This is a genomic window from Tepidiphilus thermophilus, from assembly GCF_001418245.1.
GTDB classification, from domain to species: domain Bacteria; phylum Pseudomonadota; class Gammaproteobacteria; order Burkholderiales; family Rhodocyclaceae; genus Tepidiphilus; species Tepidiphilus succinatimandens.
On record NZ_LIPU01000006.1, the window covers coordinates 56,793 to 77,660 of the forward strand.

Annotated in this window: 22 protein-coding genes and 1 tRNA gene; 9 read left to right on the forward strand and 14 right to left on the reverse strand. The window is 65.5% G+C overall.

What is annotated here, in order from left to right; all coding sequences use genetic code 11:
- Window positions 1–47: 47 nt before the first annotated feature.
- The 8 genes from ASC37_RS06480 to miaB all read right to left on the reverse strand — a co-directional run bounded on the left by ASC37_RS06480 (window position 48) and on the right by miaB (window position 8,355).
- On the reverse strand, window positions 48–1,319 hold the full coding sequence (locus tag ASC37_RS06480) for a bifunctional O-acetylhomoserine aminocarboxypropyltransferase/cysteine synthase (protein ID WP_055423593.1): 1,272 nt from the start codon (window positions 1,317–1,319) through the stop codon (window positions 48–50).
- 167 nt (window positions 1,320–1,486) lie between these two features.
- Window positions 1,487–1,960 carry a CreA family protein gene (locus ASC37_RS06485; RefSeq protein WP_055423594.1) on the reverse strand — a complete coding sequence of 158 codons (474 nt, stop codon included), beginning with the start codon at window positions 1,958–1,960 and terminating at the stop codon, window positions 1,487–1,489.
- Window positions 1,961–2,005: 45 nt separating this feature from the next.
- Window positions 2,006–3,004 carry a tyrosine-type recombinase/integrase gene (locus tag ASC37_RS11260; protein ID WP_082438402.1) on the reverse strand — a complete coding sequence of 333 codons (999 nt, stop codon included), beginning with the start codon at window positions 3,002–3,004 and terminating at the stop codon, window positions 2,006–2,008.
- Window positions 3,005–3,239: 235 nt separating this feature from the next.
- Window positions 3,240–4,757, reverse strand: coding sequence for an apolipoprotein N-acyltransferase (gene lnt / locus ASC37_RS06495; protein WP_055423596.1), 1,518 nt, complete (start codon window positions 4,755–4,757; stop codon window positions 3,240–3,242).
- Between the two features lie 2 nt (window positions 4,758–4,759).
- Window positions 4,760–5,614, reverse strand: coding sequence for an HlyC/CorC family transporter (locus ASC37_RS06500; RefSeq protein ID WP_055423597.1), 855 nt, complete (start codon window positions 5,612–5,614; stop codon window positions 4,760–4,762).
- Complete coding sequence (ybeY, locus tag ASC37_RS06505; RefSeq protein ID WP_055423598.1) at window positions 5,611–6,063, reverse strand: rRNA maturation RNase YbeY; 453 nt, start codon at window positions 6,061–6,063, stop codon at window positions 5,611–5,613. Before ybeY ends, ASC37_RS06500 begins: the two co-directional genes overlap by 4 nt.
- Entirely contained in the window at window positions 6,060–7,016 is a 957-nt protein-coding gene (locus tag ASC37_RS06510; RefSeq protein ID WP_055423599.1) for a PhoH family protein, read from the reverse strand. The genes ybeY and ASC37_RS06510 overlap by 4 nt, the downstream gene beginning before the upstream one ends.
- Before the next feature lies 1 nt (window position 7,017).
- Complete coding sequence (miaB, locus tag ASC37_RS06515; RefSeq protein WP_055423600.1) at window positions 7,018–8,355, reverse strand: tRNA (N6-isopentenyl adenosine(37)-C2)-methylthiotransferase MiaB; 1,338 nt, start codon at window positions 8,353–8,355, stop codon at window positions 7,018–7,020.
- Window positions 8,356–8,411: 56 nt separating this feature from the next.
- On the opposite strand from miaB, the gene ASC37_RS06520 reads away from it, so the two are divergent.
- A tRNA-Met gene (locus ASC37_RS06520) sits at window positions 8,412–8,488 on the forward strand.
- Here ASC37_RS06520 and ASC37_RS11920 read toward each other — a convergent pair.
- From ASC37_RS11920 to ftsY, 6 genes are all read right to left on the reverse strand, one after another.
- On the reverse strand, window positions 8,445–8,822 hold the full coding sequence (locus ASC37_RS11920) for a nucleotidyltransferase family protein (RefSeq protein WP_055423649.1): 378 nt from the start codon (window positions 8,820–8,822) through the stop codon (window positions 8,445–8,447). The two genes, ASC37_RS06520 and ASC37_RS11920, sit on opposite strands and share 44 nt — an antisense overlap.
- Window positions 8,819–9,229: a nucleotidyltransferase substrate binding protein gene (locus tag ASC37_RS06530; protein ID WP_055423601.1), complete on the reverse strand. Its 411-nt coding sequence runs from the start codon at window positions 9,227–9,229 to the stop codon at window positions 8,819–8,821. Before ASC37_RS06530 ends, ASC37_RS11920 begins: the two co-directional genes overlap by 4 nt.
- 61 nt (window positions 9,230–9,290) lie before the next feature.
- Window positions 9,291–10,406 (reverse strand): NADH:flavin oxidoreductase/NADH oxidase, encoded by a 1,116-nt coding sequence (locus ASC37_RS06535; protein WP_055423602.1) that lies wholly within the window; start codon window positions 10,404–10,406, stop codon window positions 9,291–9,293.
- A 42-nt stretch (window positions 10,407–10,448) separates the two neighbouring features.
- Window positions 10,449–11,351: a cell division protein FtsX gene (locus tag ASC37_RS06540; RefSeq protein WP_055423603.1), complete on the reverse strand. Its 903-nt coding sequence runs from the start codon at window positions 11,349–11,351 to the stop codon at window positions 10,449–10,451.
- The gene (locus tag ASC37_RS06545; RefSeq protein WP_055423604.1) at window positions 11,348–12,010 is read right to left on the reverse strand and encodes a cell division ATP-binding protein FtsE; all 663 of its coding nucleotides are present in this window, start codon (window positions 12,008–12,010) and stop codon (window positions 11,348–11,350) included. Before ASC37_RS06545 ends, ASC37_RS06540 begins: the two co-directional genes overlap by 4 nt.
- Window positions 12,007–13,221 (reverse strand): signal recognition particle-docking protein FtsY, encoded by a 1,215-nt coding sequence (ftsY, locus tag ASC37_RS06550; RefSeq protein WP_072247941.1) that lies wholly within the window; start codon window positions 13,219–13,221, stop codon window positions 12,007–12,009. Before ftsY ends, ASC37_RS06545 begins: the two co-directional genes overlap by 4 nt.
- A 123-nt stretch (window positions 13,222–13,344) precedes the next feature.
- Between ftsY and ASC37_RS06555 the strand changes: the two genes are divergently transcribed.
- The 8 genes from ASC37_RS06555 to ASC37_RS06590 all read left to right on the forward strand — a co-directional run bounded on the left by ASC37_RS06555 (window position 13,345) and on the right by ASC37_RS06590 (window position 20,844).
- Window positions 13,345–14,748 carry a M16 family metallopeptidase gene (locus tag ASC37_RS06555; protein ID WP_055423605.1) on the forward strand — a complete coding sequence of 468 codons (1,404 nt, stop codon included), beginning with the start codon at window positions 13,345–13,347 and terminating at the stop codon, window positions 14,746–14,748.
- 21 nt (window positions 14,749–14,769) lie between these two features.
- On the forward strand, window positions 14,770–16,095 hold the full coding sequence (locus tag ASC37_RS06560; RefSeq protein ID WP_055423606.1) for a M16 family metallopeptidase: 1,326 nt from the start codon (window positions 14,770–14,772) through the stop codon (window positions 16,093–16,095).
- A 4-nt stretch (window positions 16,096–16,099) separates the two neighbouring features.
- A complete protein-coding gene (gene rsmD, locus ASC37_RS06565; RefSeq protein WP_055423607.1) occupies window positions 16,100–16,636 on the forward strand; it encodes a 16S rRNA (guanine(966)-N(2))-methyltransferase RsmD in 537 nt (178 codons plus the stop codon).
- A complete protein-coding gene (coaD, locus tag ASC37_RS06570) occupies window positions 16,633–17,130 on the forward strand; it encodes a pantetheine-phosphate adenylyltransferase (protein ID WP_055423608.1) in 498 nt (165 codons plus the stop codon). Before rsmD ends, coaD begins: the two co-directional genes overlap by 4 nt.
- A 26-nt stretch (window positions 17,131–17,156) precedes the next feature.
- The gene (locus ASC37_RS06575; RefSeq protein WP_055423609.1) at window positions 17,157–17,417 is read left to right on the forward strand and encodes a YfhL family 4Fe-4S dicluster ferredoxin; all 261 of its coding nucleotides are present in this window, start codon (window positions 17,157–17,159) and stop codon (window positions 17,415–17,417) included.
- Window positions 17,418–17,656: 239 nt separating this feature from the next.
- Window positions 17,657–18,610, forward strand: a complete 954-nt coding sequence (corA, locus tag ASC37_RS06580; RefSeq protein ID WP_055423610.1) for a magnesium/cobalt transporter CorA — start codon at window positions 17,657–17,659, stop codon at window positions 18,608–18,610.
- Window positions 18,601–19,878, forward strand: coding sequence for a DUF3422 family protein (locus ASC37_RS06585; RefSeq protein WP_176697464.1), 1,278 nt, complete (start codon window positions 18,601–18,603; stop codon window positions 19,876–19,878). The genes corA and ASC37_RS06585 overlap by 10 nt, the downstream gene beginning before the upstream one ends.
- Before the next feature lie 45 nt (window positions 19,879–19,923).
- The gene (locus ASC37_RS06590; RefSeq protein WP_055423612.1) at window positions 19,924–20,844 is read left to right on the forward strand and encodes a phosphoribosylaminoimidazolesuccinocarboxamide synthase; all 921 of its coding nucleotides are present in this window, start codon (window positions 19,924–19,926) and stop codon (window positions 20,842–20,844) included.
- Window positions 20,845–20,868 lie beyond the last annotated feature (24 nt).

A 20,868-nucleotide genomic window follows, 5' to 3' on the forward strand; every position in this document is an offset into this window, starting at 1 on the left:
CCGCCGAGAGGGGTGCCTCATCCCCGCCTAGGCGGGGGAGGGCAGGGTCAGGCCGCGGCCAGCGCCTGGTCGAGATCCGCGATCAGGTCGTCGACGTGCTCGATGCCTACCGACAGCCGGATCATGTCTTCGCTCACGCCCGCCTTTTTCAGCTCTTCGGCCGAGAGCTGGCGGTGCGTGGTGGACGCCGGATGGCAGGCGAGCGTTTTCGCATCGCCGATGTTCACGAGCCGGGTCACGAGCTCGAGCGCATCCTGGAAGCGTGCGCCGGCTTCCCGTCCGCCCTTGACGCCGAAGGTGAGGATGCCGGATGCGCGGCCGCCGAGGTATTTCTGCACCAGGGCGTGATCTGGATGATCCGGCAGCCCGGCGTAATTGACCCAGCCCACTTTCGGGTGAGTGCGCAGGAAGTTGGCGATGCGCACGGCGTTGTCGCAGATGCGATCCATACGCAAGGGCAGGGTCTCGATCCCCTGCAGGATGAGGAAGGCGTTGAAGGGGCTCAAGGCGGCGCCCATGTTGCGCAAGGGCACCACGCGCGCTCGGGCGATGTAGGCCGCCACGCCGAAGCTTTCCGTATAGCTTACGCCGTGGTACGAGGGATCGGGTTCGACGAGCACGCGAAAACGTTCCTTGTGCTCGGCCCAGGGAAACTTGCCGCTGTCGACGATCACCCCGCCGATGGAATTCCCGTGTCCGCCGAGGTATTTGGTGAGCGAATGCACCACGATGTCGGCGCCGTGCTCGAAAGGGCGGCACAGGTAAGGGGAGGGGACGGTGTTGTCGACGATGAGCGGGATGCCGTGCTCGTGGGCGATCGCCGCGAGCCGCTCGAAGTCGGTGATGTTGCCCAAGGGATTGCCGATCGATTCGCAGAAGATCGCCTTGGTCTTGCCGTCGATGAGCCGCGCGAAAGAAGCGGGGTCGCGGTGGTCGGCGAAGCGGATCTCGATGCCGTATCTGGGCAGCGTATGGGCGAAGAGGTTGTAGGTGCCGCCGTAGAGGGTGGCCGAACTCACCACGTTGTCGCCGGCTTGGGCGATCGTCTGGATGGCGTAGGTGATGGCAGCCATGCCCGAGGCGAGCGACAGGCCCGCGATACCGCCTTCCATGGCGGCGACGCGCTTTTCCAGCACGTCGCAGGTCGGGTTCATCATGCGGGTATAGATGTTGCCCGGCACCTTGAGGTCGAAGAGATCGGCGCCGTGCTGCGTGTCGTCGAAGGCGTAGGACGTGGTCTGGTAGATGGGCACCGCCACGGCCTTGGTGGTCGGGTCGGGCGTGTAGCCGCCGTGGACGGCGATCGTCTCGATGCGCATGGAGGGGCTCCTGTCGGATGAGTCGCGAAAAATGAATCGCGAAAATATAGCACGACGGCCAGGGTCGCACAGGGGAAGGAAGGAATGTCGTTATTCGCACGCGAAGAATTTCAATTTACGGACTTGCTGGCGTTCAAACCAACCAGCAAACCTCCAGCCTCACGACCTCACTCGCCGCGGTTTCCCCACGGCATCACGGGAACCGTCGATAAGCTATTGAAAGGCGAGCCTTCGATGACCTTCCTGCTGATCGCAAGATATACCAATGTATTGTTTTTTTCATCCCACAGACGAACCACGCGCGTCTCTTTGAAGAGCAGCGATGTGTCCTCGGAAAATACCGTCTCTTCTTTGGGCAGGCGCGGCGGCAATACGATCGGACCCGTCTGCCGGCAGGCCAAGGAAAACTGTGACGGATCTTGCGCCACGCCGAACGCCCCGGAAATGCCTCCTGTCTTGGCCTGGCTGACGTGGCAGGTCACCCCTTGCACCTTGGGGTCGTGAAAAGCCTCGACGCAGACCTTGTGGTTTGCACCGATGAGCTTCCATGCGGTGGTGACGCAACCGATTTCTTCTGCGTTGGCGAGCAGGGGGCCGCCGAACAGGCAGATCACGAAAATAACAGCTGACTTGAGGTTCATCTGAGTCTCCCGAGACTATTTTACATAATACAAATTATCACGCTTTTACTTCAAGGGCGCAAGAAAGAGCACCTCGGGTACCGGTGTACCCGCTAGACGGGCCTTCTTGCCCAGCGCCGCGACATGGCGCAAGGTAGCGCGCTGCTCTTCATGACCGAGGAACTCCTGCACTTCTTCGAGACTATAGCGGCCGCACGTCAAGGCCAAACGTGCGAAGGTGTTACGCAAAAGGTTTGCTCCCGTCTGCTCGTGTGTTTCCGTCAGGGGGCCTAGCCAGAGATTGACGCGGCGAAAAAGCCCCGATACGGAAAAAGCGGAACCTTGACGTGTGGCGGGACAAAAGACGTTTCCTGGAATGGATGAGGCCTTGCGCTCGATCTGCCACTCGTCGATCCAGGTCCGCCAAGGTCCTTCCGGCAAAACGAGCGTCCGATGTGCCCGATGGACGCTGTTTGGCCGCACCTCGATTTCGTACAGGGGCGAAACATCTCCCACGCGAAGCCCGATCAATTCGTTTGCACGTAGACCGGCACCGAGCAGCAAACCTGCCGCCGCCCGGTCTCTCTTGCCGCGCCAACCCGGCAAGGCTTCGAGCCGTTCGACGACGGCGGCGAGCTCCGTTTCATCCAGGCTTTCGGGATCGTCGGGATCCAAGATTTTCTCTTTTGCGAGTTCCTCTCGCAAAGGATGTACTCCTGGCCAACCAATACGGGATAGATAACGATACACGCGATCGAGAAGCTGGAGATACCTTCGGCGTGATATGGCTTCGAGCTCATGAGCGGCGAAAATTTTTGCCGCATCCTTGGGAGAAGCCTCGAGCAATCCAACCCCTTCCCTTTCGAGCGCATCGAGCCACCAAGAAAAAATCGCCACATAGGTTTTCGTTGAGCTGCGTCGAAACTGCCGATCATGGACGATGCGTTGTTGTGATAACCAATCGAGGAAACTTTCACGTGGAGCTTCTTGCCACGAGCGCAGATCATCCGCAGGCCAAAAAGTACCATTACGCGTGGGCAACGCAATAGGGGCCGTTTTTCTCATAGGGCCCTACTCCATGTGATTCTTGGCAAGAGTATATTGTAGCAAAAATTTCAATTTACCAACTGTAAGCTCCATTTTGATTGTTGAAGTTATTTGCTGACTTTTGTGGATTCTAGCTATTTCTATTGCAGTTCAGTCGATGGTGCGAGTTTTTTATGGTTTTCGTCCCCTTTGTCCGTAAATTGAAATTTAATTTTCGAGACGGTCGCAGGTCCGGGTCTGGAACTCCTGATAATCAGCTTGGGGGCGTTTTGGTCCGAAAACGCAGCGACCCAAGCACTGCCACGATCAACACGATCGATACGAGCGGCACTTCTCCGCCAAGACGTACGAAGGGGGTAAGACCCTCCCTGCCCTGCACCGTCATGTCCAGCGTACCTTCCTGCCATTCGGGCAAAGCCGAGAGCACTCGACCATCGGCGTCGAACCCTACGCTCACGCCCGTATTCGTCGCCTGAACCCAGGGACGGGCGGTCTCCAACGCCCGCACCCGACCGATCTGGGCGTGCTGGGCTTGCGCGGCGCTGCGGTCGTACCAGGCGAGATTGGAGAGATTGAGTAGCCAGGTGGCACCTGCGCGCACATCACCGGCGATCAGGTCGGCGAAGGCGCTCTCATAGCAGATATTGACTGCCGCTGCGCTCTCGCCCACGCGCAGCATGGCTTGTCGCGCAGCCCCCGGTCCTTGGTCCGACATGGGAATCGACAGGGCGCGGAAAAACCAGCCGAAGAGCGGCGGCGAGTATTCGCCAAACGGAACCAGGTGGCGTTTGTGATAGGAAAAGGGCGCGGCCCTGCCCTGCGCCAGCGCCGAATTGTGGATGACACCTGCCGCGTCGCGCGTGAAAGCGCCATAGAGCACGGTACGATCCTCGCCCAAGACCTGCGCCACGAGGCTGCGCCACTCGTCGGGAATCTGGGCGTCGAGCAGCGGCAGAGAGGTTTCTGGCAGCACCACCAGCGTGCCGCGCGTCTGCGCGAGCAGCTCGGCCTGGCGCCAAAGGTGGCGCCCCAGCAGCGCCCCGTCCCATTTCTGATCCTGGGGAATCGCCGGCTGCACCAGGCTCAGCGCAAGCGGCGCCCCTGCAGGCCGGGACCATTCCACGCCGCGCAGGGCGCCGCCGAGTGCGGCCATGATGGCCACGAACGGCAGCCAGCGCCGCCAGGATAGGCCGAAGGCGATGAGCCCGGCAAGGACGAAGAGCAGGAAACCCACCCCCAGCGCTCCGACGAGCGGATAGAATCCTGCCAAGGGGCTGGGCGGTGTCTGGCTCAGGCCGGGAGTGAGCCAGGGAAAGCCGGAGAAGGCCCAGCCGCGCGCCCATTCGGCGGCCGTGAAGACCGCCGCCGTAAAAAACGCCCGGCGGAAAGCGCTTCCTGACGGAGCCCAGCGCACGGCCAGTCCCGCCGCCAAGGCCCACCACGCGGCAAGGTAGGCGGCAAAGAGCGACACCGCTGCCCAGGCGGCCGGCCAGGGAAGCCCGCCATAGCGTGCGAGCGCCACCGACAGCCACCCTACCCCCACGAGAAAATACGGCCAGACCCAGAGAAAGGCCGCGACCATGGCCTGTCGCGGACTGGCATGCACCAACGCGAAAAAGAGGGGCAGAAGCGCAACGGGCAACCACCAGAACGCCTCGGTCGGAGCGAAGGCCAAAGGGGCGCTCGCTCCGGCAGCGGCGATCAGGATCCCCCCTGCCCAAGGCGGCAGAGAATGGCCGCGCAGGGTCAGAGGCGGCAGCCAGGCGGCCATCCTCACCCTGCGCTTTCCTCTCCGCCCGAGGGTGCTGGCGGGCGCACGCGCAGCCAGTGCAGCCGGCGGCTGTCGGCACGCAGCACCTCGAAAGTCCAGCCGTCGATCTCGAGGCGCTCGCCGCGCTGCGGCAGGCGCCCGAGCCGATGGATCACGAGTCCGCCGACGGTGTCGCTCTCCTCGTCGGAGAACTCGGTCCCAAACGCCTCGTTGAAGTCGATGAGCTCCATCGTCGCCTTGACGCGATAGCTGCCGTCGGCTTCGAGCCGGATGGCGTCTTCCGGCTCGTCGAAGTCGTATTCGTCTTCGATCTCGCCGACGATCTGCTCGAGCACGTCTTCGATCGTCACCAGGCCACTCACTCCGCCGTATTCGTCGGCGACGATGGCCATGTGGTTGCGCCGGCGGCGAAATTCGCGCAGCAGCAGATCCAGCCGTTTGGATTCCGGCACGAACACGGCCGGACGCAGGCTATCGCGCAGATCGAACGGCAAGCCGGCGAAATAGCGGATCAGGTCCTTGGCAAGGAAGATGCCGAGAACGTCGTCCTTGCTCTCGCCGATCGCCGGAAAGCGCGAATGATTCGTTTCCGCCGCGAAGCGGGCGATCTCCTCGATCGGGTCGTCGATGCGGATCACGTCCATCTGGCTGCGCGGCACCATCACGTCGCGCACGCGCAGCTCGGAAATCGCCAGGGCGCCTTCGATGATGGAGAGCGCCTCGGCGTCGAAAAGGTTTCGCTCGCAGGCCGAGCGCAGCACTTCCAGCAATTCTTCGCGCGTTTCCGGCTCGCGCGACCAGAACGCCGTCAGCCGATCCCACCAGCTACGATGGGAAGGTTCGTCGTCGTCTTTCATCGCTCCTCGTCAGCATACGGGTCGGGAAAACCGAGCCGCCCGAGCACGTCGCGCTCGAGCGCCTCCATCTCGGCCGCCTGCGCTTCGTCCTCATGGTCGTAGCCTTGCAGGTGCAGCATACCATGCACGATCAGGTGCGCGTAGTGCGCCGCCAACGGCTTGCCCTGCTCCGTGGCCTCGCGCGCCACCACGGGCGCGCACAGCACCAGATCCCCCATCAAGCCGGCTTCTTCTGGAAGATCATAGACGAAAGAAAGCACGTTGGTGGCGTAATCCTTGCCACGGAACCGTCGGTTCAATTCACGCCCTTCGTCGGCATCGACGAAACGCACCGTCACCTGCGCCTCGCCCTCCAATAAGGCGGCACGCGTCCAGCGCAGCACCGCGGCGCGCGGCGGCAATTCTTCGGCGGCGCAGGCCCGCTGATAGCTCAGGCGCAGGCGTTTCACCGTTCCCCTCCTTCGAGGCGGTCATAGGCTTCGACGATGCGCGCCACCAGCGGGTGGCGCACCACGTCTTCCTTGAGGAACTGGGTGAAGGCCACGCCGCGCACCTCGGCGAGTACCTCGCGCGCCTGCGCGAGACCGCTCTTGGCGCCGCGCGGCAGGTCGATCTGGGTGAGATCGCCTGTGATGACCGCCTTGGAGCCGATGCCGATGCGTGTCAGGAACATCTTCATCTGCTCGGGAGTGGTGTTCTGCGCTTCGTCTAGAATGATGAACGAGTGATTGAGCGTGCGTCCGCGCATGAAGGCGAGCGGGGCGATCTCGATCGCGCCGCGCTCGAAGAGCTTGCCCACGCGCTCGAAACCGAAGAGGTCGTAGAGCGCATCGTACAAAGGACGAAGATAGGGGTCGACTTTCTGCGCCAGATCGCCGGGCAAAAACCCTAGGCGCTCGCCGGCTTCCACCGCCGGGCGCGTGAGCACGATGCGCTCGATTTGTTCGCGCTCGAAGGCGTCGACGGCCGCCGCCACCGCGAGATAGGTCTTGCCCGTGCCGGCCGGGCCGATGCCGAAGGTGATGTCGTGCGACTGGATCGCGCGCAGATAGGCCACCTGGCGCGGCGTGCGCCCGCCGATCGCCCCCTTGCGCGTGCGCAGCTGCGGCACCGCGCCATCCTCGGCCGACGCCTCGTTCGCGTCGCTCAGGCGTTCGATCACGCCGAGCTGGATGTCGTCGAGCGAGAGCTCTTGCCCGGCGCGGGCCCACAGCCGCTGCAGGACGTCGAGCGCGAGCCTCGCCTGCGCCGGCGCGCCGGCCAGGGTGAAGTGGCCGCTGCGCCGTGCGATCGTCACGTCGAAGGCCGATTCGATCTGGCGTAGGTTCTCGTCGAGCACCCCGCACAGGTTCGCGAGTCGCGCGTTGTCGAGCGGCTCGGCTTCCCACTCCAGGTACTTCATCTCAGGACGCACGGACGAGCACCTCCCCGCGCAGGCTGTGCGGCAGCGCCTCGGTGATCTTCACGTCGATGAACTGCCCCACCAGCCGGGGCTCGCCGCGGAAATTGACTACGCGGTTGTTCTCGGTACGCCCGGCAAGCCAGGCCGGGTCTTTCTTCGAGGGACCGGTGACGAGCACCCGCTCGATGCGCCCCACCATGGCCTCGCTGAAGGCGCGCTCCTGCGCCTCGAGTTGCGCCTGCAATCGGGCGAGCCAGGCGAGCTTGGTCTGCTGCGGCACCGGGTCGGGCAGTTCGGCCGCGGGCGTACCGGGCCGGGCGCTATAGACGAAACTGAAGGAATGGTCGAACTGCAGCTCCTCGACGAGGCGCAGCGTCTTTTCGAAGTCGGCTTCGGTCTCGCCGGGAAAACCGACGATGAAGTCGGAGGACAGCGACAGGTCGGGGCGCACCGCACGCAGCCGCCGCACGATGGACTTGTATTCGAGCACGGTATAGCCGCGTTTCATCGCCGCGAGCACCCGGTCGGAGCCGGACTGCACCGGCAGGTGCAGGTGGCTGACGAGCTGGGGAATTTTCTCGTAGGCGGCGATCAGGCGCGAAGTCATCTCGCGCGGGTGCGAGGTGGTGTAACGAATGCGCTCGATGCCGGGGATCTCGGCCACACACTCCAGCAGAAAGGCGAAGTCGCCCACTTCGTCCCCCTGACGCGTGATGCGCCCACGCCAGGCGTTGACGTTCTGCCCCAGCAGGGTCACCTCCTTGACCCCCTGCTCGGCGAGCTGGGCCACTTCGACGAGCACATCCTCGAGCGGACGGGAGATCTCTTCGCCCCGCGTGTAGGGGACGATGCAAAACGAGCAGTATTTGGAGCAGCCTTCCATGATGGAAACGAAGGCACTCGCCCCCTCGACGCGCGGCTCGGGCAGCGCATCGAACTTTTCGATCTCGGGGAAGGAGATGTCGACCTGCGGCCGATCCTGGCGCCGACGCGCTTCGATGAGCTCAGGCAGCCGGTGCAGGGTCTGCGGCCCGAAGACGACGTCCACATAAGGGGCGCGGCGCACGATGGCCTCGCCCTCCTGGCTCGCCACGCAGCCGCCCACGCCGATCACGAGATCGGGGTTGCGGCGCTTGAGCTCCTTGACCCGCCCCAGGTCGTGAAAGACCTTCTCCTGCGCCTTTTCACGCACCGAGCAGGTGTTGAAGAGGATGACGTCGGCTTCGAGCGGATCGTCGGTGGGTTCGGCGCCGTAGCGCGCCGCGAGTACGTCGAACATCTTGGTCGTGTCGTACTCGTTCATCTGGCATCCGAACGTGCGGATGTAGACTTTTTTCATTTGCCTGTGGACCCTTGACATCCGAAAGGGAAAACCGGTATATTACCAGACTCGATGGTGAAGTAGCTCAGATGGTTAGAGCGACGGATTCATAACCCGTAGGTCGGCGGTTCGACTCCGCCCTTCACCACCAGTTCCTCCGCGCCGCGATCCCCTTTTTGCACCACCACTTTCTCCCGCTCGATGAGGCGGCGAAAGGTCTCGTCGATGCTCGCCCAGTCGATCACGTCCACGCGGTAAGGCAGATCGGACTCGGAGAAGTCCTCGCGCAACCGGGCGCCGAGATCGAGCGGCAGGGGTCGGTCGGTGATCACGGCCAGATCCAGGTCGGAATACTTCCTTGCCGTTCCCTTGGCGCGTGAGCCGAACGCCCAGACTTCGATACCCGGAAGATGGCGCTGCAGGATGTCCCGCACGATCCGCCAATGCTCTGGGCGGATATCGAGCGGCGGGACGCTCTCGCTCATGACAGCCGCTCCCGCAGCCGCTCGCGCAGATGACGCACTTCCGTGAGGAATTCGGGGATGCCTCGAACCACTTCGAGCGCGACGTTCTCGTCGTAGGCATGGCTGGTCTTGGCGCGCATCTCGCGGTAACGCCGCCAGTCGGGCCATTCTCCCCGCAGAAGTCCCTGCTCGTTGCCGGCGCGGATCAAATCCTGAAAGGGCATGTCGTCGTACTGCTGCGGTGAGGCAGAGGTGAGCCGGAGAAAGCGCTTGAGCATCTTGTGCGCGAGCTCGTAAGTGAACTCGAAGCGCTGGATCAGTCCGTCGCGAATCTGCAGGTCCTCAGGGTCTTGCAGATATCGCCTCCAACCCTCTTCCAGCCGGGCCAAGGCGCGCTCCAGCGGGGTGATGTCGAGCGACTCATCCATCACGCATCTTCCTCCCTCATCCCCTGCCGGGTTGGTGCTTCGGGTGGCACGGCGATACCCCTCAGCGCTGGCCGATCTTCACGTCGCCGAACACGCCGCGGTGCTGTTGCGGCTGGCAGCGCCAGTATTGCGGCGGGGCCTCGACGGTGGCGCCGAGCGCGGCGGCGGCGTGCCACGGCCAGCGCGGATCCCACACCATCATGCGCGCGAGCGCTACCAGATCGGCTTTTTCTTCGGCAAGAATGGCCTCGGCCTGCTGCGGCTCGGTGATGAGCCCGACGGCGATCACGGGCATGTGCTTCACGGCGCGCCGTACCGCTTCGGCGAATGGCACCTGATAGCCCGGAGCCACCGGAATTTTCTGCAGCGGCGAGAGACCGCCGCTCGAGACGTGGATATAAGCGCAGCCCAAGGGTTCGATCGCCTGCGCGAGCACGATGCTCTGCTCCAGATTCCAACCCCCTTCCACCCAGTCGGTGGCCGAGATGCGCACGCCCACGGGAATGCGCTCGGGAACGGCATCGCGCACCGCCCGGAACACTTCCAACGGAAAGCGCATGCGGTGCTCCAGCGAGCCACCGTACGCATCGGAGCGCTGGTTCGACAGCGGAGAGAGGAATTCGTGCAGCAGGTAGCCGTGCGCCATGTGCAGCTCGATCGCCTGCAGGCCGCAGTCGACGGCGCGCCGGGCGGCGGCCACGAAGGCTTCACGGATACGGGAAAGCCCTGCGGCATCGAGCTCCTGCGGCGGCAGCTCGCCCGGCGCGTGCGGCAGGGGCGAAGGAGCGAGCGCGAGCCAACCACCCTCCTCCACCGGAATCTGGGCGCCTCCTTCCCACGGCACCCGGCTCGAGGCCTTGCGCCCGGCATGGGATAGCTGGATGGCAAGCGGTATCACCCCTTGACGACGCACGGGTGCCAACGACCGGGCGAGCGACTCGGCGTGCGCGTCAGACCATAGCCCCAGACAACCCGGCGTGATGCGCCCTTCGGGCGTGACGGCGGTCGCCTCGACGATGAGCATGCCCGCACCCGAGAGCGCCATTGATCCCCAATGCAGAAGGTGCCAATCACTGGGATGCCCCTCCTGCGCCGAATACTGGCACATGGGCGCGATCACGATGCGGTTGGGCAGCTCCAGCGCCCCCAAGCGGAACGAAGAAAACAGACGGCTCACGGAATTCTCCTTGTTTCAAGGATGTGGGCGCCAGCGCGCCCGCTAGGCCGATGCCCGGAAAAACTGACGCAGCGAGATCTCAGCTCCGAGCGCCCCCAATACCGCCCCGGCGGCAACGAGTGCCACCCCTCCCGCCCAGACGGGAAACGGAAAGAATCCTCCGAGTCCGTAGAGTCGGGCGAGTTCGTCGAACGGCGGCGTGAGCCAGGCGATGAGCCCGCCCCAGAGCGCCGCGCCGACGCAGCCGGCGAACAGCCCCTGCAGCCAGCCGAGCCAGCGAAACGGCCGGCCGATGTAGCCGTCGGTGGCACCCAGGGCGCGCAGCACGGAGATCTCCTGCGCCGCGGCCACGAGTTGCAGCCGGATCGCCAGATAGGTCTGCGCCAGCATTCCCAAGGCGAACCAGGCCGCGAGCGCCGCTGCCACCATCGTGCCGGCGCGCGCGAGCCCATGCACCCGCTCTACCCAGGCCGTGTCCACCTGGACCGCCTCGATGCCAGGCTCGGCGGTGAGCCGTTGCTGCAGCTCGGCCACATCCTGCGGGGCATGGCGACGCGGCACCAGCGTCATGGCGTCCGGTAGGGGATTGTCGGGCAAGGTCTCGATCGCCGCGCCCAGATCCGTCTGCCGCAGACGGGCGAGCGCTTCCTCGCGCGGGATGAACACGGCGCGCGCCACCGCTTCGTCCTCGCGCCAGCGTTGCACCACCGCGAGCGCCTCTTCGCGGGCAAGCTTTTGCCGGAAAAAGGCCGTGATCTGCGGCTCCGTCCCCTGCCCGCCGAACCACTGGGTGACGCCGGCCCCGATCCAGGCCATCGTCGCCGGCAGCGCGAGCGCCGTGGCGAGCACGAGCGTGACCACCGCCGTCACCAGCGGCGCCGTACGCAATAGGATCGCGGCGCGCCCCAGCGCCTCCGCCTGCCCTTCCCACCATCCCCGTTTCACCGCGCATCCTCCACCAGGCGACCGTGCGCGAGCACGATGCGCCGCTGCGCCACGCTGGAAAAAAGCGCCTCGTCGTGTGTGGCGATGATCATCGTCACCCCCGCCGCATGAAAGGCGCGCAACAGGCGCACCACTTCCGTGGCGCTGTCGTGATCGAGCTGGGCGGTGGGTTCGTCGGCGATGACCACCGAAGGCCGATGTACTACGGCGCGAGCGATCGCCGCCCGCTGCTGCTCTCCGCCCGAGAGCGTGGGCGGCAGTTCGTGTGCCCGGCCGGCGAGCCCCACGCGCTCCAGCGCTAGTGCCACGCGCTCGAACGCCTGCCGCCGCGGCACCCCGGCGAGCAGAAGCGGCAGGGCCACGTTCTCGGCCACCGTGCGCTGCGGCAAGAGGGGAGCGTCGGAGAGTACCAGGCCGAAGCGACGCCGATAATACGGCAAGCCTCCCCGCCCCAGGCGCGCCACGTCGTGCTCATTGACCGAAACGGTACCGCTGGTGGGTGTCTCCAGACCGGCGATGAGACGAAAGAGCGTGGTTTTCCCCGCCCCCGAATGGCCGCATACCAGAAGAAACTGCCCGGCGGGGATGGTGAGGTCGACATCGACGAGCGCCGCCACCGGGCCGGGATAGATCTTGGCGAGTTTCTCGCAACGGATCATCGTTCGATCCCGAGCAGCGCCTCCACGAAATCGCGGGCCGAGAAGGGGCGAAGATCGTCGATGCCCTCGCCCACGCCGATGAAACGCACCGGCTTGGGGCAACGCCGGGCGATCGCCGCGATCACGCCTCCCTTGGCCGTGCCGTCGAGCTTGGTGAGCACGAGCCCGGTAAGGCCGACGGCCTTGTCGAAGGTTTCGACCTGGGTGATGGCGTTCTGGCCGATGTTGGCATCGAGCACGAGCAGCACCTCGTGCGGTGCGCCCGGCTCGGCCTTGGCGATGACGCGGCGCACCTTGGCAATCTCCTCCATCAGATGCAGCTGGGTGGGGAGCCGCCCGGCCGTGTCGATGATGGCCACGTCCACCCCTCGAGCCTTGGCCGCCTGCACCGCGTCGAAAGCCACCGCCGCCGGATCGCCGTGCTCCTGAGCGATCACCGGCACGCCGTTGCGCTCGCCCCACACCACCAGCTGCTCGCGCGCCGCGGCACGGAAGGTATCTCCCGCCCCGAGCAGCACGGTTTTTCCTTGCGACTGGAAGTACTTGGCAAGCTTGCCGATGGAGGTGGTCTTGCCCGCGCCATTGACCCCCGTCACCATGATGATGAAGGGCTTGTGGGACTCGACCTCCAGCGCTTGCTGCAAGGGCAGGAGCAGCTCGGTGAGCAGTTCGGCCATCACGCCGCGCAGCTGCTCGGCGTCGGTCAGGCCATCTTTCTTGATGCGCCGGCGCAGGGAATCCATCAGCCATTGCGTGGCCTCCACCCCGCAGTCGGCGAGCAGGAGCGTGGTCTCGATCTCTTCGAGGAGATCCTCGTCGATGCGCCGCCGCCCGAAGAGCCCGGCGAGGTTTTGCCGCGTGCGCGCCAGTCCCGCCTTGAGACGCTCGGTCCAGGAGCGCTTGCGCGATTCTTGCTCGGGCGCAGCCGCACCATGGGATTGCCTCTCCACGGCGACGGGCTCGCCCGCAGGCAGGATCGAATCCGATTCCTGTACGGCGGCCTCGGTCCCCGACTCGGGGGCATGGGGCGAATCTGCTGCCTTCGCTTCGGCTGCAATTGCCTCCTCCGGCGACGTTTCCGGCAAGGTTTGCGCCGACGCGGCGTCGGCGCCGCTGCCGGGGGAAGTTTCGCTGGGAAGCAGCGCTTCGGTGCCTTGCGTCCCGGCCGAATCCGCGGATTCCTTTTTCTTTCGCTTGAACAAACCGAACATGAGGCTGTCTGCCACCTTGGTGCGGACACCCGGAGCGCCAAGCACCGGATACCGCCGAAAAAGTATGGGTACAATGTTGCCTTGGGCGTTTGCTCACCCAACGGGTGAAAAGGATTCTAGCAGATGCGATTCGATCCCTCCCTACGCCGGACGTTCCCCTGGTCGCGGTCGTTTCTCGCCGCCCTCCTCGTCCTTACGGCCTTGCTGGTCGCCACGGCGGCGCGCGCCGAGGCCAAACTCTTTCGCCTCGACAATGGCATGGAACTCATCGTGGTCGAAGATCACCGGGCTCCTTCCGTGGTGCACATGCTCTGGTACGACGTAGGCTCCATCGACGAGCCGGCGGGCAAGACGGGCGTGGCGCACGTATTCGAGCACATGATGTTCAAAGGCACGCCCACCGTGGGGCCGGGGGAATTCAGCCGGCGCGTGGCCGAGCTCGGCGGGCGCGACAACGCCTTCACCAGCCGCGACTACACCGCCTACTTCGAGCAGATCCCGCCGCAGGCGCTGGAAGAAGTCATGAAGCTCGAGGCCGACCGCATGCAGCACCTCGCCTTCGACCCGAATGAGTTCGTCAAGGAGCGCGAGGTGGTGCGCGAGGAGCGGCGCCTGCGTACCGACGACGTACCCGAGTCGCTCGGCGAAGAAGCCCTCATGGCCACCGCCTTCTGGTCCCATCCCTACCACAACCCCGTGATCGGCTGGCCCACCGACCTCGAACGGCTCACCCTCGAAGACGTGCGGCAGTGGTACCGTACCTGGTACGCGCCGAACAACGCCCGGTTGGTGATCGTGGGCGACGTCAAAGCAGAAGACGTGCTGGCGCTGGCCCAGCGCCACTACGGCTCGATCGGTGCACGCCCGGTACCCGAGCGACCCGTGCGCGACGAAACCCCGCAGCATGGCCGGCGCTACGCGATCGTGCGCGGCCCCACGGAACTTCCTAGCCTGACGCTCGCCTGGAAAGTGCCGCCGCTGCGCGATCTCGAGGCCGACCGCGATCCCTACGCCCTCATGGTGCTCGCCGCCGTGCTCGATGGCTACGACGGCGCACGCCTGACGAAAGCCCTGGTGCGGGAGCAACCCAGGGCCATCGCCGTCTCGGCCGACTATGACGGCCTCGCCCGCGGTCCCGGCCTCTTCACGCTGTCGGCCAGCGCCCGCCCCGGCGTGCCGCTCGATGCCCTGGAAAAGGCGCTGCGCGAGGAAGTGGAGCGCATCGCCAAGGAAGGGGTTTCCGAACAGGAACTGCAGCGGGTCATCCGCCAGGCAGTGGCGCAGCAGGTCTATAAGCGCGACTCCCTCATGGGTCAGGCCATGGAGATCGGCTTTTCCCGCGCCGTGGGACTGCCATGGGACGCGAGCGCGCGCATCACCGAGGCGCTCAAGCGCGTCACCGCCGCCGAGGTGCAGCGCGCGGCCCAGACCTGGTTCGCCGAAGAGGGGCTCACCCGTGTCGACGTGCTGCCCGACGGCAGCGCGCCGCGCCCCGTCGCCGTCGATCCGCACGCGCCGCTGCGCTGACCTTTTTCCTAGGAGGCACCGATGACCCGCCGTATCCTCCGTACCCGCGCTTTTGCCGCGCTGCTCTTCTTCATCGCCACCGCGTTCTCGCCGCTCGCCCTGGCGTTGCCGACGATCGAGCGCTTCACCACCGCGAACGGCGTGCGCGTCGATTTCGTCGCCAGTCGCGAACAGCCTCTCATCGACGTAGTCGTCTCGTTCGATGCCGGCTCCGCCCGCGACCCCGAGGGCAAGGAAGGGCTGGCTTCCCTCACCCGCCAACTGCTCGACACCAGTACCCGGGTGCACGACGAGCAGGGCCTGAGCGACGCCTTCGCCGATCTGGCCGTCAGCCTCTCCGGTTCGGTCGACGAAGACCGCGCCACCGTGGCCTGGCGCAACCTCTCGGAGGCGCAGGTGCGCGACGCGGCCGCGGATCTGGTGGCCGAAGTGCTCACCCAGCCCATCTTCTCTCCCGCCATCTTCATACGCGAACGCGCGAACGCCAAGGCGGCGCTCAAGGACGCCCTCACCCGGCCCGAGGTGCTCTCCGAACGCACCTTCACCGCCAACGTCTATCGCGACCATCCTTACGGCAAGCTTCCCACACTCGAGTCGCTCGACCGGATCACGCGCGAGGATCTCATCGCCTTTCATCGCGCCTACTACACCCGCGCGGCGGCGCACGTGGCCATCGTCGGCGATCTCGATCGCGCCCAGGCCGAGCAGCTCGCCGACCGCATCACGGCGAAACTGCCCGCGGGGGAAGCGCCCAAGCCGCTGCCGCCGGTCGCCCAGACGCAGGCGCACGACGAGCGCATCGCCCATCCGGCGCAGCAGGCCCACCTGCGCCTGGGGCTGGCGGTGATGACGCGGGACGATCCCGATTATTTTCCGCTGCTCGTAGGCAACCACGTGCTCGGCGGCGGCGGTTTCGGCTCGCGCCTGGTCGATGAGATCCGGGAAAAACGCGGCTACGCCTACAGCGTGGCGAGCGTGCTCGAGCCGCGCCGCCAGGCCGGGCCTTTCGTCATCGCGCTGCAGACCCGCGGCAAGCAGGCCGAGGAAGCCATGGCGCTCGCGCGCGAGACGCTCGAGCGCTTCCGCGAGCAAGGTCCCACGGCCGAGGAGCTGCGCCGCGCCCAGGACAACATCGCTCAAGGCTTCGGCCTGAGGCTCGATTCCAACCGCAAGCTCATCGGCTACGTTTCCATGATGGGCTATTACGGCCTGCCCCTCGACTGGCTGGAGCGCTACCCCGAGGCCGTGCGCGCCGTCAGCACGCAGCAGGTGCAGGACGCCTTCGCGCGGCGCATCGACCCGGCGCGTCTGGTGACGGTGCGCGTCGGCGGCGACGGGGATCGGTGAGGCGATGGCGCGGCTGCGCCTCATCGGCGGTGCCTGGCGCTCGCGGCTGCTCACCATGCCCGATCTCCCCGGCCTGCGCCCGACACCGGACCGGGTGCGCGAGACGCTCTTCAACTGGCTGGGGCAGGATCTCACCGGGCTTTCCTGCCTCGATCTCTTCGCCGGCACCGGCGCGCTCGGCTTCGAAGCCGCCTCGCGCGCAGCGGCACGCGTCACCCTCGTGGAGCGCGACCGGCGTCTCGCACGGCGTCTCGAAGAAAACCGGCGGCTGCTCGGCGGCGACACGGTGCGCATTCTTCTTGCCGATGCGTTAGAATGCGCGCGCGCCTGGTCCGAGCCCGTCGACGTGCTCTTCCTCGACCCGCCCTACCGCGAACGTTGGCCCGAGCGGCTCGAACCCTGGCTCGACCGGCTCGTGCGCCCCGAAGGAGCCATCTACCTCGAGGCCGAGCATGAAATCGAGACACTCGGGGCTTGGCACACCGTGAAACGCGGCCGTGCGGGCCAAGTGCATTACCATTTGCTGGAGCGCAGCCCATGAGCGAACGATCGGTCGTCGTCTATCCCGGCACCTTCGACCCCTTCACCCGGGGGCACGAAGACCTCGTACGCCGCGCTTCCCGCATCTTCGACGAGATCATCGTCGCCGTGGCGCGCAGCCGCAACAAAAACCCCCTGTTCGGACTCGAAGAGCGCGTGGAGATCGCGCGCGAGGTGCTGGGGCGATTCCCCAACGTCGAAGTAGTGGGTTTCGATGGCCTCCTGATCGACTTCATGCGCCAGCGCGGCGCGCGCATCCTGCTGCGAGGCTTGCGCGCCGTCTCCGACTTCGAATACGAATTCCAGATGGCCGGAATGAACCGCAAGCTCTTTCCCGACATCGAAACGGTGTTCCTCACCCCGGCGGACGAATACATGTTCATTTCGGCGACCATGGTGCGCGAAATCGCCCGGCTGGGCGGCGACGTGCGCGGCTTCGTGCACCCCGTGGTCGCCGAACGGCTCGCGCACCGCAATGCCGTGCAAACCGATTGACCTTTCCTTCCTGCGGAGGCTTTTCCATGGCCCTGAAAATCACCGAAGAGTGCATCAACTGCGACGTGTGCGAACCCGAGTGCCCCAACGAGGCGATCTCGCAGGGCGACGAGATCTACGTCATCGACCCGGACAAATGCACCGAGTGCGTCGGTCACTACGACGAACCCCAATGCCAGCAGGTGTGCCCGGTGGATTGCATCATCCCCGATCCGGATCACCGCGAGACCAAGGAGCAGCTGCTGGAGAAATACAAACGCCTCATGGCCGCCAAGGCGAAAGCCTGAGCGCCCGTGCGCACGAAGCGGCGGCGCCCTTTTCCTGAAAAGAGGACGGCGCCGCCGTTTTTGCTGTGCTGCAAAAAGCGTATAATTTCCTTATCGTGTCCCTATCGATCCGCTCCGTGAAACCCAAGACCCGCTATCGACCTCGTCGCTCGCCTCACCCCTGCTGCGCTCGCGGCTGACGCCTTCGTCGTTTCGCCGCGATCCGAAAACCCCGTCGGCGAAACGTACAAAGGTGCTCCATGCTGCGACTGTTCCAGACCGAAAAAGACGCCATCCGCGAACTGCCCAAAACCCTCACCGCCGACGCCCAGGCCGTGGCGAGGGCGCTGTGGATCGACGCGCAAGACCCGGACGAAAACGAGCGCGAGCTGCTGCAGCGGCTGTTGAACGCCGAACTCCCCGAATCCGAAGACGTCGAGGAAATCGAGTCCTCCGCGCGCTTTTTCATCGACAACCAGGGGCTGCACGTCCACTCCCTTTTCCTTGCCCAGGAAGAGGGCCGCCACGTCACCGTCACCGTCGCTTTCATCCTACAGCGCGATCGCCTCATCTCGGTGCGCGAGGAAGACCTGGCCGACTTCCGCCTGCTGCGCATGCGTGCTCGCCACGGCCAGGTGCACGCGCGTACCCCCCAAGAGCTGCTCGTGACCATCTTCGAGCAGAAGGTGGAAAACCTCGCCGACACCATCGAAGACCTGCACCGGCGGCTCGAGGACGTCAGCTTCATGGTGCTCGAGGACGAGAACGCCGAGCTCGAGGACGCCATCGACAAGCTGGCCAAGATCGAGAACAGCAACGGACGCATCCGCCTGTGCCTGATGGACACCCAGCGCGCCGTCTCCTTCCTGCTGCGCCATCTGCGCGATCAGGCCGAACTGCAGGAAACCTGCCGCGAGATGATCCGCGACCTCGAAACCCTCATGTCGCACACCAACTTCGTCTTCGAGAAGATCAACTTCCTCATGGACTCGGCGCAGGGGTTCATCAACATCGAGCAGAACCAGATCATCAAAATCTTCTCGATCGCGGCGGTGGTCTTCCTGCCGCCGACGCTCGTGGCCAGCATCTACGGCATGAACTTCGAGCACATGCCGGAGCTGCATTTCGAATACGGCTACCCCCTGGCGCTGCTCCTGATGGTATTCAGCGGTTTCGCTCCCTACTTCTATTTCAAGCGTAAGGGATGGCTGTGAAACTGGCCGAACACCCCATCCGGCAGGCGCTGCACGAAGAGATCAACGCCCGGCCTTCCGTGCCGCTCGTGGCCCCGGCCACGGTGGTCCAGCTCTCCTGGCTGCTGCCGCGTGAGGCCACATCCGAGCGTCTCCTCGAGCACTGGATGCGCCTGCGCAATCTTCCTGGCGCCGTGCTCGAGCTCGATGCCGCGGCGCAATCGCTCCTACGGTGGGGCGGGTTGCGCATCAAGCGCGAGCGCCACGCCGAATTCCATTCCTATACCTTCTATCTCGACGGCGATCACGACTTGCCCGCGGCGATCCTCTCACGCCTTCCCGAGGGGTGGCTCGAGGCCAGCCCCGGCGAAGTCATCGCCGCCACGCACGTGCGCCTGCGACCGATATCCGACACGCCGCCCAGCGAATTCCTCGACGCGGCCGATCCTTTCGGCCCGGCGCTCGTCGCCTCGAAGATCTCCGATGGCAACGCCTGGGTGCTGAGCGACTTTCAGTTGCACGAGGGTTTCATCCAGTTCATCGTGCTCGATGCGGCGATGACGCCCAAACAGGCCGGACGCGCCGTGCAGCGGCTGCTCGAGATCGACACCTACCGCATGCTGGCGCTGCTCGCCTTTCCCGTGGCCAAGGAGGTCGGCGCCTTCTTGGGTCGAGCAGAGGCGGAACTGGCCGAACTGGTAGCCGCCATGAGCCGCGCCGCCTCGTTCGAGGACGAGCGCGACATTCTTGCCCGGCTCACGCACCTGGCCGCCGAGATCGAGCATTCCATCGCCGCCAGCGCCTACCGCTTTGGCGCCGCGGCAGCCTACAGCGCCCTGGTGCGTCAGCGCATCGCCGAGCTGCGCGAGATCCGGCTTGCCGGCTATTCCACCCTGCAGGGCTTCATGGAGCGGCGTTTCGCCCCGGCCATGAACACCTGCGCCGCCGTGGCGCGGCGTCAGGAGGAGCTCTCGCAGCGTTCGACGCGCAACTCCCAGCTGCTGCGCACCCGCGTCGATCTCGAACTCGAGCGGCAGAACCAGCAACTGCTCGCGCAGATGAACCGCCGCGTCAAGCTGCAGCTGCGGCTGCAGGCAGCCGTCGAGAGCCTGTCGGTGATGGCCATCACCTACTACGGCTCGCAGCTCGTGCATTACCTCGCCAAAGGCTTCGAGCCCTGGCTGCACATAAAGCCGGAACTGGCCACCGCCGTGTCCATCCCCCTGCTCGCCGCCCTGATCGCTCTGGGCGTGCGCCGCGTCCATCGGGTAGTGGAGCACGAAGGCTAGCGCCCGTGCGATAATTTCCTTTTTCAGAATGCCGGGGAAGGATCCATGGCCGAGGCGATCTTCGAGACGCACATCACCAGTCTGCCGCTCATCGGACGCGGCAAGGTACGCGACCTCTATGCGGTTGGCGAGGACAAGCTCCTCGTCGTCGCCACCGACCGGCTCTCCGCCTTCGACGTCGTCCTGCCCGATCCCATCCCGGGCAAGGGCAAGGTGCTCACGGCGATCACCGAATTCTGGCTCGAGCAGCTCGCCGGCATCGTGCCGGATCATCGCACCGGTATCGATCCGACTTCCGTCGTCGCGCCCGGAGAGCGCGACCAGGTCGCCGGGCGGGCCATGGTGGTCAAGCGTCTGCAGCCGCTTCCCATCGAAGCGGTGGTGCGCGGCTATCTCATCGGCTCCGGCTGGAAAGAATATCAGCAGAAAGGCAGCGTCTGTGGCATCACGCTCCCAGCGGGGCTGCGGCTTGCCGAGCGGCTGCCCGAGCCGATCTTTACCCCGGCCACCAAGGCCGAGGCGGGCGAGCACGACGAGAACATTTCCTTCGAGCAGGCCGAGGCGCTGTGCGCCGCAAAGCTCGCGCCGCACGACGGCGCCGCCCTCGCGCGCCAGGCCAAGGCTGCGGCGCTCGCGCTCTACACGCGGGCGCGCGACTACGCCGCCGAGCGCGGCATCCTGATTGCCGACACCAAGTTCGAGTTCGGCATCGACGCGGCCGGCGTGCTGCACCTCATCGACGAAGTGCTCACCCCCGATTCCTCCCGCTTTTGGCCGGCCGACGCCTGGCAGCCCGGCACCAACCCGCCTTCCTTCGACAAGCAGTACGTGCGCGACTATCTCGAGACGCTCGCCTGGGACAAGACCGCGCCCGGCCCGCGCCTGCCGGAAGAAGTCATCCGGAAGACCGCCGAGAAGTATCGCGAGGCGTATCGGCGGCTGGTTGGGCGATCGCTGCCGGAATAACGCTTCCTGAAGGGGGTAATTCCG